The sequence below is a fragment of the Paenibacillus campi genome, assembly GCF_034659835.1.
In the GTDB taxonomy this organism is placed as follows: Bacteria; Bacillota; Bacilli; order Paenibacillales; family Paenibacillaceae; genus Saccharibacillus; species Saccharibacillus campi.
The window spans coordinates 165,117-184,577 of record NZ_JAXSQZ010000006.1; the positions used below are offsets into that span (position 1 = coordinate 165,117).

A 19,461-nucleotide genomic window follows, 5' to 3' on the forward strand; every position below is an offset into this window, starting at 1 on the left:
ATTGGTTTAACGTATCTGCTGCAGCGTCGTTTCCGCCAGCAGCGCAAGTAAATTGTCAAATGCGTGTGTGTCTCCGTCCGATACATAACCGCCGATATCGCTGCCTGTCGAAGCGCGGAACATGATCATACGTTCATACAGCTGCTGTGCCCATGCGCGATCATTCATCTGTACAGCGAGCAAAATCGCCAGCCCGTACACCGAAGGCGATTCATACCGTACCGCTGGCTGATGATTGGACGCATAATAACGTCCATACAGATGCCCATCCTCAGCAAATTGCTGCTTCAAAAACGCAACCAGCTTGTCCGGTGGACGATTCATTTCCGCCAGATGCAAGCCGATGATCAACTGGTCGATCAGATTAACCTCGGTATCATAACCATACTTGCCATTGATCACATCAAATGTACGCGGATAAAACAGTCCATCATTCGGAATCGTGCGCAGCAACTGCATATGCCGCTCATACAATTCATCGCTAATGAGTCCGTATTGTTTCATCCGTTCAAAAGCAAGTGTATCGATATACGTCAAACTAAGCAGATTACTAGACGTGTTATGCTCAAAATCATGATAATCGACCAAATAACCGTTATTCAGTCCATATTGCCACAGCGTATCGGTAATTTGTTTAGATGTCGTCAAATAACCCGGCACATTCCAGCGTCCATACGCTTCCAGCAAAGCGCTGACGATCCGCAGATCATCCCCAAGCGCATACGTATGGACAATTGACTGTCCATCTGGTTGCAGTTTCCACCAAATATAATGCTGGGGCGACATAAAATACTGATTAAGCAGCTGGTAACTTCGATCGAAATCGGGTTGACTATTTTCCAACAACGTATATTGCATCCATAATCCGAGCGACTCGGACAATGCCTCTCGTCCAGCGACGACATTGGGGTCAGTGGAAGGAGCAGGTTTTAAGTACGAAGCGATCGTACCGTTAGCATTGACCATCGACTGCTCGATGAACGATGCGGTAGGCGATGGTTGTTGGTTCAACGCCCGGATCGTAAACAGAGCGGTCAGCCCGATCACAATGACTGCAATTCCGATGACGAGTGCGATGAGGACGCGACGGTTTTGAGTTACGCGCATTTGCACCTCCTTTGCCGGACTTCAATAGAGCCAGCTCGTTATGGATTGGATTCGTAGACAAGCAGGTTTACATTGTCGCTTTGTTGCTTACTCTTTGGAATTATTTTCACATATCTTGCCGTATTCGTATAGAGCCAATCAAGCGATTTACATTGAATTCACTAAATTTTTCATTTAATTATTTATCGGATGGGATAAGAGAATTTCAAAGAGAAATCGTGAAAAAAATTGTTACAGTAGCATATTATACATAAAGCCATCGATACGCATACCGATGGCTTGGATTGTTTATCAATCATGAACAAACATGAACAAGTACAGCTCACAATGCACTACAATCATACGCTTAATCATATAGTAGCGTATTACCCGCTAATCAGCGTTGCCGAGCCGTTATCACGACTGCGTTCTGCCTTTTTCATCTGTTTGCTGCGCAATTGACCGCAGGCGGCGTCGATATCGGTGCCGTGCTCCATGCGGATCGTGCAGTTAATGCCGTTCTTTTTCAACACATCGTAGAAGGCGAGAATATCTTCCTGCTGGCTGCGCTGATATTGGCTATGCTCATCGACCGGATTGTACGGAATCAAGTTAATGCTAGTCATCTGCTTTTTGTCTGCCAGCAGTTCGGCAAGCTCTTGGGCATGTTGCTTCTGGTCGTTAACGCCTTGCAGCAAAATGTATTCCATCATAATACGGCGATTCGTTTTGTGCAAATAGTAGTCGACCGCATCCATCAGCTGCTCCAATGGGAACGCGCGGTTAATTTTCATAATACGTGTGCGCAGCTCATTGTTCGGCGCATGCAAGGACAGCGCCAGATTGACGAGCAGATCGCTGTCGGCAAACTCGCGAATTTTGTCCGGCAAGCCGCTAGTGGAGACGGTAATGCGTTTCGGTGCGATCACGAGACCTTTTTGGTCTTTGACGATATTAATAAAATCGACCATATTGTCAAAATTATCAAACGGCTCGCCAATGCCCATCACGACGATATGCGTAACGAGCTTGCCTTCGCCTTGCTCGTCCAAATGCTGCTGCACTTTCATAATTTGCTCGACGATCTCGCCGGCGTTCAGATCACGGCTTTTTTTGATCAAACCGCTGGCGCAAAAGCTGCAACCGATATTACAGCCGACCTGTGTCGTTACACAGACGGATTGACCGTATTTTTGGCGCATCAGCACCGTTTCGATCAAATTGCCATCTTGCAAACGCAGCAAAAATTTCACCGTACCGTCCGCTGCTTCCTGTTTCACATGTTCTTCCAACGTGCGCATGCTAAAATGTTCCGCCAGCAATGTACGACATTCCTCACGCACATCCATATCTGCAAAGCGCAACACGCGCTGCTTGTACAGACTGTTCCACACTTGCACCGAGCGCGAACGTTTCTGTCCGTGCTGCTCCAGCCAATCCGCCAGCTGGCTTAATGTTAATCCGTAAATGGATCGTTTGTTCATCGTTAACCCTCTTTTCACCTGTATGGATGAGCTGCATCATTCAATGATTGAATGACATCATCAAAATGGCAGTCATCGACAGCAGTAATGTTGCTTACGATCTATCGTACAACGAAACGTATATGATCGAAATGACGCTCATGACAACCGCTCGTTAATCATTTCATGGACGGACACAATAAAATGCAGTACAGACCCGGCTGTCCAATCGCCAGTCCTATACTGCTTATGCATTCTATTGTCCCAAAATTCAGCGCTGAAAACAATAGATAACATGCAAATCGATACAGCAAATTTAAGATATTCATTTCATTTTCAAAAAAACACTCTTTCGCTTTACCAGAGAAAAGTGTATAGTAGGATACTGTTATGATATGTACATCGTTTCAAACGTTAACCTTTTCCGAACGGAAGGAGTTCCATTATATGAGTCAAAATAAAGTTGGATTCTGGATTCTGACCGCCCTTGTTGTGGGCAATATGGTCGGTTCCGGTATCTTTATGTTGCCGCGTTCGCTAGCGGAAGTGTCCAATCCAGCCGGTACGGTGCTGGCTTGGAGTGTGACTGGATTTGGCGTATTGATGCTGGCGCTCGTATTTGGCAATTTGGCGCTGCGCAAGCCGGAATTGAGCGGCGGGCCGCAAATTTATGCCAAAGAGCTGTTCCCTAACCAGCCGGTATTCGCGCTGCTGTCCGGTTTTATGTCCACATGGGGCTACTGGGTCGGCAATGTGGCGGGTTTTGTTGCGGTCATTACGACCTTTTCCAGCTATCTGTCTACATTCATTCCGGCAATGAAAAGCGATGCCGTCTGGTTTGCGATCGGCAGTTTTGATATTAAAACCGGCAATGCGCTTAACTTTATCGTCTGTTCGTTGCTGTTATGGGGTACACATACACTTGCTTTGCGCGGGATCGAAGGGGCGGGCAAAATGAACCTGCTGGCGACCGCCACCAAAGTGATCGGGTTTGCGCTGTTTATTGTGATCGCATTGTTTGCGTTCCAAGAGGCGAATATCGGGCCATTTGCAGCGCCACATATGAATGCGGACGGGCAGACGGTCGGTCTACTGTCACAGGTGAACAGTGCGGCGGTTGTGACGTTATGGGCGTTTATCGGGGTCGAATCAGCGATGGTATTCGCTGCACGGGCAAAACGCAAGCAGGATGTATCGCGCGCGACGATGGTCGGTCTGCTGATTGCGCTGGCGCTGTATGTCGGTATTAGCATTTTGACGATGGGCTTGCTGCCAGGCAATCAGTTGATGCAATCGCAAAATCCGCTCGTCGATGCAATGAGTGCGGTACTCGGTCCAAGCGGCGGCTATCTGCTTGCCGGGCTTGGTTTGATTAGCTTAATCGGCTCTACGATCGGCTGGGTGCTACTCAGTGCGGAAGTGCCGTATGAAGCGGCGCGTCAAGGCGTATTCCTGCGCCCGTTCCGCGATGTGAACAGCAAAGGCATGCCACGTCTATCACTATGGGTATCGAACGGCATCGGACAATTGCTTATCTTCTCCACCATCTCCGGCTCGATCTCGCAGGCGTTTGATTTTATTATTGCGATTGCGACGCTGGCATATTTAGTCCCGTATTTGATCTCAGCGCTGTACCAGCTTCGGCTCGTTGCCACCGGTGAAGGCTATGGCGCACAGGAAAGCCGTGTGCGTGACGGTGTGATCGCGGTGCTGGCGACGATATATTCGGTCTGGGTCATCTATGCCGGCACCGCGGATTGGAAGACGTTTGGATTTGGCGTGTTGATGATTGTGAGCGGGATTGTGTTTTATCCGTTGTTGTTGCGGCAGCTGCGAGCGAAGCAGGCGTGACGGCTGATACAAGTACGCGTATGATGATGATTGAACTGTTGTTAAAGCAGATAAGCAAACGGATGTGGTAGGAGCAACATCTTCTAAAACAAACCATAAAACAAGCTTTCTCTTACGGAGTCTAAGCACCTACAGCTTACAATTGTATGTAGATGCTCAGACTCCGAAGCTGTGTAGTCTGGTGCATTCGCAAAAAACGTTGTTTAGAGATCAACAACACTATAAATTAGACCTGCATCTTCATTTATAGACGATGAACTCACTATTCATCGGAGTGCTCTTTATGTTTATACGTATAGTTTCCATTTACATCTGATCCAATAGGCGGAGCTGTATTAAATTGAACGATTTGTCCATGCTCTCGTCTGTAAAAATAACGCATGCCTGGCTCATCAGTAAAACGAACTTCAACAGCCAATAATGGAGCTTTACCGATCTCTGCTTTTAAATAGGCGATGTTATTGATATTGATATGTTTGTCATTTATGAGATAGTTTTTCACTTCTTCCTCAATATTGTATTCAACAATTTTAGAGACAATAATAATAAAAATAAAAATAATTCCTATTATAAAAACAATTGTTTTTTTATTCATCGTAACGCCTCCTCATCTAAGAACATAATGATTGACATTTATTCTGCAAGCAACTTTAATTAACTAAAATAACATATTTAGGGAGGTATTTACATTGAAGAAAATTTTCTCCCCTTTTTTATTTAGTTCTTTTTTTTCTATTTTTTTATTCTTTTTTTAAGTAATTCTGCTTATGCAAATAGTTCCACTGTTACAGATAATACATATTTGCCACATGATAATTTTAGTATAGCGCCTTCTGCTCAAATCGGTCCTACATATCTTAATGGCATCGCTATGCAACCTGGAGATTTAATTTACACTACCGCTACTGTATCGACTTTTCTTGTTGGGCATATTGGAATTGTGGGTCCAGATTATGCTGTATATCATTCTCATCCTTATGGTCCAGGAAAAAGAGATTCTTTACAAGCTTATATCTCCAATTTTAACAGCGGTGATCCTTTTACAGTATTACGAGTGCGAAATGGAGGAGGATTACAAGCTGGAACTTGGGCAAAAAATAATATAAATCGTTTAAAATCTTATAGCTTTAATATTTACACAGATAATGTTGCTGATAATTACTGTTCTAAATTTGTTTGGCAGGCGTATTGGTACGGAGTTAATCGAGACATATCAGACACTAATGTAAGTGGAGCTATTGGACATGCTCAGTTTATCGGACCTAATCAAATCAATATTTCCAGTAAAGTTGTGAAGGTTACCAGTTTTAACCGTTCATAAAATAATATCTTAAAATTATATTGACTAATAATTGCTTTAATAATTCAAAATAATACAAAAAATGGACAGCGGTATAAGCCTGCTGTCCATTTTTTGAGTTGTATATCAGTATATCTTCAAGCATCCACCTTTCAAGACCGCGACGAAGACGCCAGCACCACCGGCTCCGCTTTATGCTCCGCCTTGCCTATTACCTGCGTATTCAACCCTTTCGGATCACTCCACAGCTCGCGCCATTTCAAGATCGCTGTCACTAAGATGATTGCGCCAAGAATCAGCATAATGATCGACAGCACACCATTCAGTACGCTAAACCCGCCTGCTTCCGGGTTCAAATACACATGTCGCACCATCCAGTAGCCTGCATAGTTGACTGTAACGTACAAATACGCCAGCGGGATCAAGCAAGTGAGCATATAACGACGTTTATCGGCAAATTTCAAAATAACCGTCGCTCCGATAATTAGCCCGATCGATGCCATTAGCTGGTTCGATACACCAAACAGTGCCCACACTGAACCGATATCGCCGGAAAAGAGCAGATAGCCCCAGGCAAAACACGCCAGCGCACTTGCCAGTATCGCACCCGGCATCCAATCCAGCCGTTTGAGCGGCTTATAAAACTCACCGAAGAAATCTTGAATCAAATAACGCGATACCCGTGTACCCGCATCAACCGCTGTCAAAATAAATACCGCTTCAAACAAAATGACAAACTGGAAGAAATACGCTGCCATCGTTTCAAACCACGGAATACTTTTGAAAATATACGTCATCCCGACCGCCAGTGTCACCGCACCGCCTGTCCGTCCTTCCAGATCGATGCCGATCTCACGGCTTAGCTCTGCCAAATGCACGGTTGACATGCCAAGCGTCTGGAACACTTCCGGCTTGGAGTTAATCGCAAAATAGTCACCTGGTTGCAGCGAAATTGCCGCGATCAGCGCCATCACCGCTACCAAACATTCCACCAGCATCGCGCCAAAGCCGACCGACTTAATATCCGTCCAGCGCATTAACATCTTCGGCGTTGTGCCTGAACCGACAAATGCATGGAAACCTGAAATCGCGCCACACGCAATCGTAATCGAAATAAACGGCCAGACCGGGCCAGCAAGAATCGGGCCGCCGCCATGAATAAATTCGGTTACCGCCGGAAACGAAATCGCCGGATTGACGATAAACACACCGATGACAAGCGCGACAAACACACCGATTTTCATAATACTGCTCAAATAATCACGCGGTGCCAATAACAACCAGACCGGCAATGCCGCCGCAAAAAACGCGTACACTGGCAGTATAATCGCCAATGTGGACATTTCCAATGTCAGCCATTGTCCAATTACCGAATGCTGGATAAACGGCCCGACCGCTACGCCGACCATAATAAGCAGAAAGCCGATAATCGAAGGCGTTTTCAAATCTCCGGTACGTTTATAATACAGACCGACCGCCATCGCAATCGGGATCGTAATCCCAACCGCAAATGTACCCCACGGATTACGCTCTAGCGCATGCAGCACGACGAGCGATAGTCCTGCCATCGTAATCGTAATAATAAACAACATCGCCAACCCTGTACAAAAACCGGCAACCGGTCCAAGCTCCTTTTTGGCGACTTCGGACAGCGATTGCCCGTCCTTGCGCATCGAAGCGAACAATACGACCGCATCATGCACCGCACCGCCGACGACCGCACCGACCAACAGCCAGATTAGCCCCGGCAAATAACCAAACTGCGCCGCCAAAATTGGCCCAACCAACGGCCCAGCAGCGGCAATCGCAGCAAAATGATGTCCAAACGAAACGACTTTGTTCGTCGGTACATAATCTTTACCGTCTTCCAGCTTATAAGCTGGCGTTTGGCTCTGTTCGTCCATCTGTTTAAGCTTTAGCACTTTAACCGCCATAAATGTTCCATACAGTCTGTACGCAATCAACAGTACACAAATCGTAGCGATCATAATTGGAATTGCACTCATCCCATCATTCCTCCCTTATCGCCTTAAGCTTGCCTTTTTTGTCTCGTCTATATGCTTAAAGATAGCAAATGTAAGCGTAATCATAAGGGTTTCACGCCGAATTGCCGGAATAACCGGATGAGTTGCAACAATCGGTTGCCCAATTACAATCGTCCAAAAACAATCGCTCCAACACACTATTCAAAACCCAAGCTGCTCGCGTAACTGCTTCACATAACTGCGACTGACCGGAATACGCGAATCATCGCTCATCACAAGCAGATAGGTGGAATTAAACCACGGCTGAATTTCGGTAATACCGGATAGATTGACGATATAGTTGCGATGCACGCGCATAAAGCGCCCATTGTCCAGCCGTCGTTCCATATGAGCAAGCGGCTCATTTAGCGTAAATCTGCCTTTTGCCGTTGCGACGATCACTTTGCCTTCCTCTGAGCTAAGCGCGATAATTTGCTCCGTATCGAGCATGAGAATACGATCATCCAGCGAGACGGCAAGCTTTTGCAGCTGTGCGCGTGGGAAAGTAGGAGCGGGAATAGCCGGTTCCTTTTTCAAACGTACAAGCTTGTCCAGCGCCTGACGAATACGCCGCTCATCAAACGGCTTTAGCACATAGTCGATCGCATTCAGATTAAACGCCTGCAATGCATATTCATCAAAAGCAGTTGCGAAAATAACCGCTGGCGGCTTAGGCAGATCAAGCAATTGCCGTGCCAGTTCTAGTCCGCTATGCTCCGCCAGCTCGATATCGAGAAATACAAGTTCAGGCTCAAGCCGTACAATTTCTTCATGCGCCTGCTCCAATCGTTCCGCTTCACCGACCACTTCGACCAGCTTGCTTCGTCTCAGTAAATAGACCAGCTCGTCTCTGGCGAGCGGCTCATCATCCACGATAAACGCTGTCAGCATGCACTTTCCCCCCTTCCTGATATTGCAGCGGCAATGTAATATGAATCGCCGTACCTTCACCTTCCACACTTCGAATAGCAAAGCTTGCCGCATGACGATAAATGCCTTCTAGCCGCTCGCGAATATTGTACAATGCCGTTCCACTGCCTTCGCTAGATGAAGTCGTCTCCTGCCCAAGCAATGCCAGCCGATCGGCAGCAATGCCGGTGCCGTTATCTTCGACGATCAGCTTTAGCTCACCGGCAACACTGCTGACCGTTACCCGGATTAGTCCAAGCGTTTGCAGGCGGCGAAAGCCGTGCCGAACGGCATTTTCCACTAGCGGCTGAATGATAAACGGCGGCAATTGTACCTGTTCCAGCCCTGGCTCGATATGCAGTTCCACCTTATATTTATCCGGAAAACGCGCTTGCTCTAATTGAAGATATGCCTCCACATAGTCCAGCTCTTTGTGCAGCGGCACGAGCAATTGCTGTGCCCCCTGCAAATTGCTGCGGAAAAACGTACCGAGTTCCAGCAGCAACCGGCGCGCACGCTCGGAATCGGTACGGCATAGCACCGAAATCGTATTGATCGCATTAAACAGAAAATGCGGATGTACTTGCGCCTGCAACGCTTTAATGCGCGCTGTTTTCAGTAGTGCACTTTGCTGCTCAGCTTCCGCCAATTCCAATTGTGCCGAAAATAGCTTGCCCAACCCTTCGGCAAGCTCCTGCTCGACTTTGCTCAGATGATTCGCTTGGCAAAAATACAGCTTGAGCGTGCCCACAGCTTCGCCATGCACAAGCAGCGGCAGCACGACCGCCGCCTCTAGCGGACAATCCTGATGCGAGCAGCGAATATGTTGCGGCAAGTGCGCAAGCATCAGCTTGCCTTGCTCCAACACGGTGCGCGTCAATTCGGTGCCGACCTCCTGCCCTGCCACATGATGATCCGCCGCCGCACCGACATGCGCCAAAATATGAGTGCGATCCGTAATCGACACCGCATCCGCCTCGGTTAGCCGCAGCAAAATATGCGCCGCTTCCCGGCATGAATCCGGGTTCAACCCTTGCCGAAAAAACGGCAATGTCCGGTCGGCAATATGAAACGCCAGCTGTGTCTGCGATGCGCTTTGCCGTTCCTGTTCTTTTAAAATCGAGCGAATGATCAGCATAAACAATAGCGTCCCAAACCCATTCAGCAAAATCATCGGCATGCCAATCGTCTGCACAAGCATCACCGCATCCCCATACGGTTTGGAAAAGAGCACAATGAGCAGCATTTCCACCGCCTGCATCGCCATTCCGACCAGCGCCGCAAACCACGGCGGCACAAGACCGTGACGACGATACCAGTTGCCAAGCCAGCCGGACACAACGCCCGCCAGCACCGACGATATCGCACATTCCAGCGCCGTAAAACCGCCTAGCGGATAACGATGCAGCCCCGCAATCAACCCAACGCCCAGACCGACCAACGGGCCGCCGAGCAAACCGCCAATGCTAACGCCCATAATGCGTGTATTGGCGATCGCACTGCTGGAGTCAATCCCGCTTAGCCAGTTTTGCGAGACGACTTCGTTCAGATGAATTTCGATCCCGGTATAATTGCTAATCACTCCAAACAGACCGAACACGACGATTAGCAGCAACGTGCCGACCCGTCCACGCCGATTGTGCACCATATGGCGGAAAATTTTAAACTGGGACAGCACAAAGGCGAGAATGATCAAAATCCCGACCCGTTCCAGCATTAACGGCAACAGATGAATCATCACTCGCCCTCCTTTAGATGGCAATGCTCCGTGTATACGATTTAATTTACATCATTTGCGCAATCTGCATCATTCACATCGTTTGCATGTACAATGTATAGCACAGGCTGACGCAAATGAACGATATATTAATATCGCCATTTTAGCATGTAAGCGTATACCAATCTATATATCGCTTATGACATACGCAGCGTACACCAACTGTGCAGCCCATTGTTTTTGCATCCGCTACATGATCTTATGTACAGTAATAATCTATACAATCCCAAACGACATAGTTAAAGCGATCGTCCTTACCTCTTATTCCTTCCCGCAATGAAGTGCGGCTTGCAACATACAATTTTCGCGTATCCCTTAATGCTTGATTGTAGACAGGCTATTTATAAGGAGCAAGGGACATATTGGGGGAAGCTTAACAATATGTAGTCGCTTCACTGGAACTAGCAGCTTGTCTTAAGTACATTTACAGTTTGTCGATCTGACTATCGCTTGATGATGAAAATGAAACAAGAACTCATACAGCTTACTCTGACACAAACTCCCCGTATCGAACTGCCTACCCAGTCGACTATACGATTTATGTACATGTCGTATCAGTTACCTTCAATCCGTTCGATTAGCGAAAAGAACACCGATTCGGGATCGGTGCTCGTTGGTGTTTATTCATTTTGTGAGAACGTGTCTGCTGACAGCTTAATCCCCATCTGGATGGAGCAGGGTGTTGTAGAAGTCAAATGAACTGCATCGCTGTACAAATTGAATGAAAATCGACAATGTTCTTTTGCGATCGCTTTACAACCATACGATCAACAGCACCGTCGCACCAAGCAATGCCACGGCATACACCGCATCACGATAGGTCAACGCTGGGTGTACATAATAAGTGCGCTCTCGTGTGCCGGTAAAACCTCTTGCTTCCATTGCGATCGCGATGCGTTCGGATTTGCGGACGCCTTGGCTGAATAGGGGGAGTGCATAGCGCAGAAACGCTTTGCCACCATGTCCGTGGCGGTAGCCGCGAATGCGGTGGGCGATTTTCATTTGTTGCAATTCGCTTTGGAAAAGTGGAATAAACCGAAAGCCTGCCAGCATGCCGTATGCCCATTTGGGCGACAAACGCAATTGGTGAATGAGGCTCATCATCAACCGATTCAAATCGGTAGTAGAAGTGAACAGCATGCCATAGGTGACAAAACCGAGCATCCGCAAGCCGATTAGCAGCCCATTATGCAAGCTTTCGGTCGTCACGCGAAACCATGCCGATTGCCACAGTACATGCTCGCCTTTGCCAAACGCCGCTAGCATCCAACATACGAGTACGAAAAACAGCGTATACGGTAGCAAGCGGCGCAGCAAATAGACAGGCGTCCAACCGCCGATGCTAATGCCGATCACGACGGCGACTAGCCAGATTGCCAGCGTAAGCAGCGGGTCGCGAATGCCCATTAATACCGCCATAACGAGCACATGCACGATCAGCTTGCCGGACGGATTGAGTGTGGACAACCATGAACCATTGCTTTTCATAGCTGATGCAGCCCCTTTCGTTCCAAATGGAGACGGTATGGTAGCGGCGCTTCGATCGCGCTCTGTTGCAGCAATGTTCCGTTCAAAAACAAGCCTGGTGGATCGCCATCATAGGCGATGTCACCAGCTTGAAATAGCAGTACCCGATCCGCATACCGATCGACCAACTCCATATCATGCGTCACCATCACGATCGTCGTGCCCGCTTGCTGACGGCGATGCAGCCGACCGATCAGTTCTGCTGCTGTACGCGCATCCTGACCAAATGTAGGCTCATCTAGCAGCAACAACTCCTGATCAAACAGCAGCATCGTCGCCACGCTCAGTCGACGCTTTTGCCCAAGACTAAGTGCAAATGGATGTTCGTCTCGTAAATGCTCCAATCCAAATTCACGCAGCAATTGCAATGTTCGCTGCTGTAGCTGCTGCTCATCCCATCCACGTTGCCGCCCGCCAAAAGCGACTTCATCGTATACCGTATCGGTCACAAATTGCAGCTCCGGATTTTGGAACACAAAGCCTGCGCGGGCATACAGCTCGCGATCATGCCATTTGCGCAGCTCTTTATTATGCAAACGCACAGTACCGGACAGCGCGGGCACGAGGCGCAGTAAACTTTTCAAAAATGTGCTTTTGCCACTGCCGTTCTCGCCTACGATCGCCACCCATTGACCGGCAGGGATGTGTACATGTAACCCGTGCATAATCGCTTGACGTCCATAGCCGATCGTTAGCTGATCCGTTTGCAGTAAAGCGGGTAGTTTATCGCTTGCGGACGAGTAAGTGTCGGTTGCAGCATACTCGGTATGCCCAATCGATGGCGCCGTGCTGTCCGTTTGTACAGCTTGCGCAGCATGTATCGCATTTGCAGCTACTCCATCCGTTTTAGCTACTTGCTTATCATCGCTCGACTGAATCGGTGTGCGTTCAAATAGAGCTGTAGCGCCAGTCGAATGATGCTCATCCGACGTTGCTGGCGTTGCGATTATTCGCGTCGTTGCTCTGTCTGGCTTAGCGCCGGTCGGTATATGCTCGTCAGACGTTGCTAGCATTGTAGTCATGGTCGTTGATAACATGTCTATGTCTGCCTTAGCGCCTGCTTGCCCATTTCGCCGTTCCAGACGTTGCTGTAGCTGCTCGGTCAATTCCACTGCCAGCGGATGAGCAGGATTGCGGCGCACGTCTTCCCAGCGATATGGGAACAACCGTGGCAGCCATACACCCGCTCGCTCCATCTCCTGGCGATAATTGGCGATGATCTCAGCGGGCGAACCGTCCGCAAGCAAGCGACCATTACGATCTAACAATATGACCCGATCCATCCATTCGATACATCCGTCCAGCACATGCTCTACGACAATCATCGTATGGTGCCCTTTATTACTAAGCTGGTGTAATAACTTAAAAACATCATTACGACTAACAGGATCAAGCTGGGCGGTCGGCTCGTCGAAAAACAGCACCTCCGGCTCTAATGCGAGCAAACACGCCAGTGCGAGCCGCTGCTTCATCCCACCGGATAGCGTTTCGATCGGCGTTTGACGCGGAATATGCAGTCCGACCTGCTCCATCGCCCGCTCGATTAGCGGCTCCATCTGTGCGCGCGGAATCGAGCGATTTTCCAGACTGAAGGCAATTTCCTCGTCTACGCGCAGCATACAAAATTGCGAATCCGGGTCTTGGAACATGACGCCACATGCGGGCTGGCTTTGTACATGCCCTTCTAGCTCCGCTTCAACATGCTGCGGAATAATGCCTGCCAATACCGATAGCAGCGTTGATTTACCGCTGCCGCTCGGGCCGAGAATGAGCACCTTTTCGCCTTGCCGGATCGTTAGGCTAAGCTGCTGCAATACCGGGCGCTCCTGACTGTAAAAGCGTACTGACAGATGATCGCAGCCAAGATAGGTCTGCTTAGGAACCGGTTGGAAGACCATTGCCTGTTCCTTTTCTGCGGCGCGCTTTCATCAGCTCGTATGAATTTAACACACCGGTGCGCGCCAGCGCTTCGACGACGATTTGGGCGAGCAGTCCGCCCAGCACGATACCGCTTACGACTTGAATGCCTAGCGTCAGCCAGAACATCGTTAACGTGTAATAGCCCATCCCGTTCGCAATAACGCTATAGATCATACTACCAACCGCTGCCAGCGCGCCGGACAGCATTAATGTCCATACATTAAAACGGCGATAACCGAATATCGCAAACGCCAGCTCGGCGCCCAAACCTTGGAATATGCCGATCAATAACGCCGACAGTCCAAAATGGCTACCTGTCAGCATCTCGACCGCCGCCGCCGCCACTTCAGCGATCAACGCCGCGCCAGGCTTGCGAATAATATAAGCGACAATCGGGCTGGCGATAACCCAGATGCCAAACATAAAGCCCGCTCCAACCGGCCCGACCAATGCCGAGATCGGAATCCACAGCGTTGACCAGCCGAGATACACGACCCCACATGCTACGGATAAAATAACCGCGAGCACGACCTCCTTCATATTCCACGTCCGATTCATACGTGTGTCACCTCCACAGCGTTATCATCGTCGAGCGGTACCGGCCAATCTTCCAGCGTATACGCCATCTCCCAAAACAAATATTCATACTGACAACTCAAAATAAAATGCCGCTTCATCCGCTCCCGATGCTCCGCCGTCGTCCGCTCGGCAAGCTCGTCCAGTCGCTGGCAAAAACGAGCGGTAATCGTATCGGTGCGATTGCCATAAAAGTCGATCCACTCGTAAAACGGATGCGATGCATCCGGCTGCACTTCTTCCAGCAGCCGTTTACCGATTTCCCAGTACGTCCACGGGCATGGCAGCAACACCGCCAAAATATCGCCCAAATCGCCCTCTTGCGCTGCCGTCAGCATATGACGAATATAATTGTGCGCTGACGGTGCAAGTGGATAACCTTGCAATTGCTCATACGGCACCCCTGCAACTTGGCAAAAATTGTTGTGTGGGTGAATTTCACTATGCAGCACAAAACCGATCTGCTCGTTAAACATCGCCATATCGTCACGATGCTGACATTTGGCGATTGCCATGCCGTAAATGCGCATAAAGGCATTTAAATATTCAAAATCCTGTTTTACATAATGCATAAGCTGTTCCGGCTGCAACTTGCCGTCGGCAATGCCCCGCACAAAAGGATGATTGTAAATCGCCTCAAATACCGGATCGGCTGCCGCTCTAATTTCCTGTGAAAATCGCATCATTTCCTCGCTCCTTTGCCAATAAAAGTATGCGGAAAGAGCCTCCCTGAGCTAAAGGGGTACGCAAAAAAGCCGCCCCAAATGGAGCGGCAGTATAAACGGCATACATGATGCTATCCCTGCACAAGCTCCACTTTCCTACGCTAGTACGAACTAGATCAGGTTCCAAGGGTCCGAAGCAATTTCGTCTCAGCCAGTATATGGCTCCCCTAGTGGTCTTTCTCGTATAAACCTTGCACCAGGCGCAATCGTAGCGGCTGGCGGTAAGGCTGTTTAATTGCCTTTTACTCTACACAGCGAGATTCAGTATGTCAAGCGGCACAACTGTCAATGCAATGGAAAGCGGTCTATTTTATAAATTGATACGTGTCTTTTGGATACTTATTCCACTCATACGCTACATGAAACGGATTGGAACCATAACCGATGCCGTCTTTGCGCAAAATCGTACCGCCGTTTGGCAGGATCGGAGTTTGCGAAGTCGGATCACCAAGCACATCCAGCACGGTATTGCCACGCTTCAGCACGATACCGGTCAAATTGTAATCGTTTGGCGAGTACATCATCGCTTCATCGTTAAAATAAGCGGCGTTCGTAATATCAAAAAAGTCGTAAAACGTCGAGTTAATTACGATATAGTTCATGCCTTGCGAACTGCCGTCGTACAATAACGGGAGCGTAAAGCTGCTAATCGTATTCGTTTGTTTCATCCATTTATAAAAGGTGAGGCTGTAATCTTTAGTTGTGCTAGTAGCCGAACTCGTATTCATCAGCAGTGCGATCCGTCCGTTCGAACCTTCTACATATTGTGAGAAATACATATCTTTCGTCGTGATCGGGTCTTGCTTGACCGTAAATACGGCAGCACGTCCGTCTGCACCGACGACCCACTGCATAACCGGCAGCGAAGTCAATGACAGCGACGTACCGTTTAATGCCGTCGGGCCGGTAAAGGTTGAATTGGCAGTGCCCATATACGTCGTGAATGAGGTCTGACCTGGGAACAGATCGGATAGATCGTAGTCGATCGCCTGGATGCCGTATTTCAAATTGACCGTAATGACCGCTGCGTTCACCAGCAGCGCATTATGCACTTTTAGCGTATATTGTACCGTTCCACCTGCACCATCATCAGCGGTAATGACCACATCGGATGCACCATTGATCGTGCCTGCTTTGAGTGTGAGCGTATTGCCGTTGATTGAGGCGTTAGTCACATTCGGATTGCTTGATGTGAACGTATACGTCAGCGTATCGCCATCCTCATCGCTAAACAATTGACCCAGATCATAGTCGCGATCCATCGTCACGCCTGGGGTAAGCATTTGCTCCGAGATGGAAGCGACAACGGTTGGCGCATGGTTGATTTTGACGACTTGCAAAGCGAATGAAGAACTGTTGCGACGACCGTATTTGTCATAAACGTCAAATGTGACGGTCGTGTCACCGATCTGGAGCGGCGTGAGCAAAATACGGGCATTTTTGCCTGATACGGTAGCTGTAGCATGATCATACGTATCCGCCGTTACACTGACCGAATCGATGTCGAGATTTTGCAAATACGGCAACAGTCCGAACCATACGGGCGGCTTGTTCAGATTAACGATCTGCTTCGGAATGAAGGCGATCGTAGCATCTTCCAATACCGTCACCGGAATATTCGTCGTAATCTCACCGCCGCGTCCATCGCGTGCGTACACTTTAATCGTTGTATTGCCTGCGGTTGCGGCTGTAATGCTCAGCGTGCTGGCACTGATCGAAGTCTGTACTGCATACACATCTGCTGTCACCGCTTCATACGTCAGCACATCATCATCCGGGTCAGAGAATAAAGTGGACAGCTCGACGGTCGTTGCCGCTCGCCCTATAATGAGCGTTGCTGCTTGTGGTATGTTCGCCACAACCGGGCTACGATTGGGCGCTGGCAATACTGTCACCGTCAAGTCGACGACCGTTTGACCGCCGCGTCCGTCTTTTGCCGTGATCGCAATTTGCGTAACTCCTGCTTTGACCGCATGCACGGCAAGCTGATGACCGCTTAATGTCGTACTGGCGATGCCGGTATCATTGGAAACAGCGGACAGTTGTAGCGGATCGCCATCCGGATCGGTAAACGTATAGCCCAGATCAACGATTTCATCGTCACCACGCACCGTTACCGTTATAGGCAACAATGGCGTAGCAACAGGCTTATGGTTAGGAACCGGCAACACGTTCACTTGGAATGTGATCGTCGCCTGTCCTGGTATGCCATCATCGGTAATCGCGTTGTCCTTTGCCGTTACTGTTACGGTAGCGGTACCGACTTGCAATGGGTCGAGTTGCAATTGACCGCTATTGTTCAGTGTCAGCTTAACGAGGCTCGGTTGATCTACAGTGGCGTCATACGTTAGCGTCCCTTGCTCGGGATCGGTAAAATAATCACTTAGCGTCAGCGCTACGCCAGGCTGCTCCAATGTGAGCGTCTGATCGGCGGCGTTCGTACTTATCGGATTGCCATTCACGGTCACTTTAAACGTAGCATTTACCCGTTTGCCTCTGCCATCATTGGCAGCAATCGTAATGGTAGACGTGCCTGCAGACAGCAGGCTAACCGCCAGTTTGCTTCCACTTACCGATGTTTTGGCAACCGTTGATTTGGATGATGATGTGGCATAGACGAGCAAATCGCCGTCAGGATCATTAAAATGATCGTTTAATTCGATCACCTGATCGTTCGTTTTCTCAGTGGCGACGATATCCGTAATCGCTGCCGTGACGAGCGGCGTACGATTGCTAGTGCCGGAAGAACCAGAGCTGACCGGGCCGTTCGTCGTGCCCGGCGAACCGGTTGTCGTCGTTATCCCGCTCACATTATTGCTCGCTACCCCGTTCGCCAATGACACATTACCGACTTGAGCGGCAACGCCTACACTGACCAATGCCGCCGGATTGGTGACTTGTAACGTCTGTACCGTACCTGTCGTACCGAGTGCTAGCGAGCCGGTTCCGCTCACATTCAGTTGCGCAATAGAGCTGGTGCCAGTCAGCTGTGTCGATTGGTTGTTCGTCACATTGAGATTCGTTACATTACCTTGCAGCTTTACATTGCTCGCTCCGTTGTTAATATTGACGAGCGGCAATACCGAGCCAGCTTCAATATTGGCATCTGTATTCACATTAACGGTAGATACGACCGAATTGGCATCCAGTACGATGTGTACATCCTGTTTGCTCACATTCACATCGTTTAATACGGCGCTGTTAAATACGACGGTATTATCATCCCCACCTTTAACGATCGTCGTTCCTTCTACTTGAAGTCCTGCGGAATAAAAATCATTGGCGACATGCTCGCTGATCATCAGCTTGCCTTTAATGTGCGCATTTAGCAATGATGTATAATCGCCTGCCACCGTCACATCGCCATCAATGACCGTATTGCCCGCATCCAGCTGCATATTGCCGCTAAATTCCGATTGATTTGCAGCTGCGGCATGACCGGCGGCGTTCAGTTGCAACGAACGTACCGACGTGATCGTACGTCCGCTACGCTCAAATGTTAGCTGCGCTCCTGCCAATGCCGCGCTATTACGATCATTCAGCAACCCTGTTACCGTTTGACCGATTTCATATGTGATGCCGTTCAGCTGTATATGCTTGTCCGCGACGGTCTGTACAGTGACAGCACGCCCCTGCGGAAATAATGCCGATAGCAAAATGCTGACCGCATCCGCACGCTTGACGGCTGCTTTGGGCGACAATGTGCCGCTGAACTCACTTAACAGCTGATGTTGAGATGCCGCGAGCAATGCTGGCTCTGCCCATACACTCGCACCGCTCCACTGCTGCGGCAGTTTCGTATCGGCAGCGACGACCGGCTTAACTTGGGAAGTGCGCACCGCCAGCGCAATCAATTCCTGAACGGTCACCGAATCATAAGGACGGAATCGTCCGTCACGATCGCCTTGCATCAAACCTGCCTGTTTGACCGCTGCAATCGCCGGTGCGCTCCATGCCGATTGCGATACATCGCGAAAAGATGACTGGTGCTGTAATACAGGCAAATGGAGCGCCTGCACGAGCAATGCGGCAAGTTCCTGCCTGCTTAACGATGCCTGTGGGCGAAAATGCCCATCCGGCGCACTTTGAATTAGCCCAACCGCCAGCGCGCGATGCAGCTGCTCTTGTTGTATAGTAGACAGCTCATCGATATCTGTTAATGTTTGTCCTTGTACAGTTGAAATAGCTTGTACTTGCGTCGCCTGTGCCGCTTCTGCGGCTAGTGGAAATGGAGCGGCTGGCATCGCAACGAGCAATGCTGCCGCTACTTTCAGCGCGCGGGTTGTCTGTTTGTTCATGCATA

13 protein-coding genes and 1 riboswitch are annotated in these 19,461 nt (G+C 49.2%); of the genes, 2 read left to right on the forward strand and 11 right to left on the reverse strand.

Translation table 11 applies throughout. The annotated features are described in order from the left end of the window. Nucleotides 1-6: 6 nt before the first annotated feature. Together U1I11_RS15400 and rlmN are read right to left on the reverse strand one after the other, a co-directional pair. Nucleotides 7-1,107, reverse strand: coding sequence for a glycosyl hydrolase (locus U1I11_RS15400; protein WP_322907032.1), 1,101 nt, complete (start codon nt 1,105-1,107; stop codon nt 7-9). A gap of 365 nt (nt 1,108-1,472) precedes the next feature. Continuing rightward, nucleotides 1,473-2,570, reverse strand: coding sequence for a dual-specificity RNA methyltransferase RlmN (gene rlmN / locus U1I11_RS15405; protein WP_322907033.1), 1,098 nt, complete (start codon nt 2,568-2,570; stop codon nt 1,473-1,475). 426 nt (nt 2,571-2,996) lie between these two features. Between rlmN and U1I11_RS15410 the strand changes: the two genes are divergently transcribed. Next, nucleotides 2,997-4,400 (forward strand): amino acid permease, encoded by a 1,404-nt coding sequence (locus U1I11_RS15410; protein ID WP_322907034.1) that lies wholly within the window; start codon nt 2,997-2,999, stop codon nt 4,398-4,400. Nucleotides 4,401-4,662: 262 nt separating this feature from the next. Here the strand turns inward: U1I11_RS15410 and U1I11_RS15415 are convergent, their stop codons facing one another. Next, a complete protein-coding gene (locus tag U1I11_RS15415; protein ID WP_322907035.1) occupies nt 4,663-4,995 on the reverse strand; it encodes a DUF3139 domain-containing protein in 333 nt (110 codons plus the stop codon). Between the two features lie 207 nt (nt 4,996-5,202). Here U1I11_RS15415 and U1I11_RS15420 point away from each other — a divergent pair, with 207 nt between their 5' ends. Next, on the forward strand, nt 5,203-5,721 hold the full coding sequence (locus U1I11_RS15420) for a hypothetical protein (RefSeq protein ID WP_322907036.1): 519 nt from the start codon (nt 5,203-5,205) through the stop codon (nt 5,719-5,721). A gap of 131 nt (nt 5,722-5,852) precedes the next feature. On the opposite strand, the gene U1I11_RS15425 is transcribed toward U1I11_RS15420, so the two are convergent. The 8 genes from U1I11_RS15425 to U1I11_RS15460 form a co-directional block, all read right to left on the reverse strand. Further along, the gene (locus U1I11_RS15425; protein WP_322907037.1) at nt 5,853-7,706 is read right to left on the reverse strand and encodes a carbon starvation CstA family protein; all 1,854 of its coding nucleotides are present in this window, start codon (nt 7,704-7,706) and stop codon (nt 5,853-5,855) included. Nucleotides 7,707-7,886: 180 nt separating this feature from the next. After that, nucleotides 7,887-8,615 carry a LytR/AlgR family response regulator transcription factor gene (locus U1I11_RS15430; protein ID WP_322907038.1) on the reverse strand — a complete coding sequence of 243 codons (729 nt, stop codon included), beginning with the start codon at nt 8,613-8,615 and terminating at the stop codon, nt 7,887-7,889. Continuing rightward, entirely contained in the window at nt 8,590-10,371 is a 1,782-nt protein-coding gene (locus U1I11_RS15435; protein WP_322907039.1) for a sensor histidine kinase, read from the reverse strand. The genes U1I11_RS15430 and U1I11_RS15435 overlap by 26 nt, the downstream gene beginning before the upstream one ends. Before the next feature lie 792 nt (nt 10,372-11,163). Further along, nucleotides 11,164-11,898, reverse strand: a complete 735-nt coding sequence (locus U1I11_RS15440) for an energy-coupling factor transporter transmembrane component T family protein (protein ID WP_322907040.1) — start codon at nt 11,896-11,898, stop codon at nt 11,164-11,166. Beyond that, entirely contained in the window at nt 11,895-13,835 is a 1,941-nt protein-coding gene (locus tag U1I11_RS15445; RefSeq protein WP_322907041.1) for an ABC transporter ATP-binding protein, read from the reverse strand. The genes U1I11_RS15440 and U1I11_RS15445 overlap by 4 nt, the downstream gene beginning before the upstream one ends. Next, nucleotides 13,813-14,415 (reverse strand): ECF transporter S component, encoded by a 603-nt coding sequence (locus tag U1I11_RS15450; protein WP_322907042.1) that lies wholly within the window; start codon nt 14,413-14,415, stop codon nt 13,813-13,815. The genes U1I11_RS15445 and U1I11_RS15450 overlap by 23 nt, the downstream gene beginning before the upstream one ends. Continuing rightward, the gene (tenA, locus tag U1I11_RS15455; RefSeq protein WP_322907174.1) at nt 14,412-15,116 is read right to left on the reverse strand and encodes a thiaminase II; all 705 of its coding nucleotides are present in this window, start codon (nt 15,114-15,116) and stop codon (nt 14,412-14,414) included. The genes U1I11_RS15450 and tenA overlap by 4 nt, the downstream gene beginning before the upstream one ends. A 118-nt stretch (nt 15,117-15,234) precedes the next feature. Further along, nucleotides 15,235-15,337, reverse strand: a riboswitch (TPP riboswitch). A 126-nt stretch (nt 15,338-15,463) separates the two neighbouring features. Next, a complete protein-coding gene (locus U1I11_RS15460; protein ID WP_322907043.1) occupies nt 15,464-19,456 on the reverse strand; it encodes an S-layer homology domain-containing protein in 3,993 nt (1,330 codons plus the stop codon). Nucleotides 19,457-19,461: the final 5 nt, after the last annotated feature.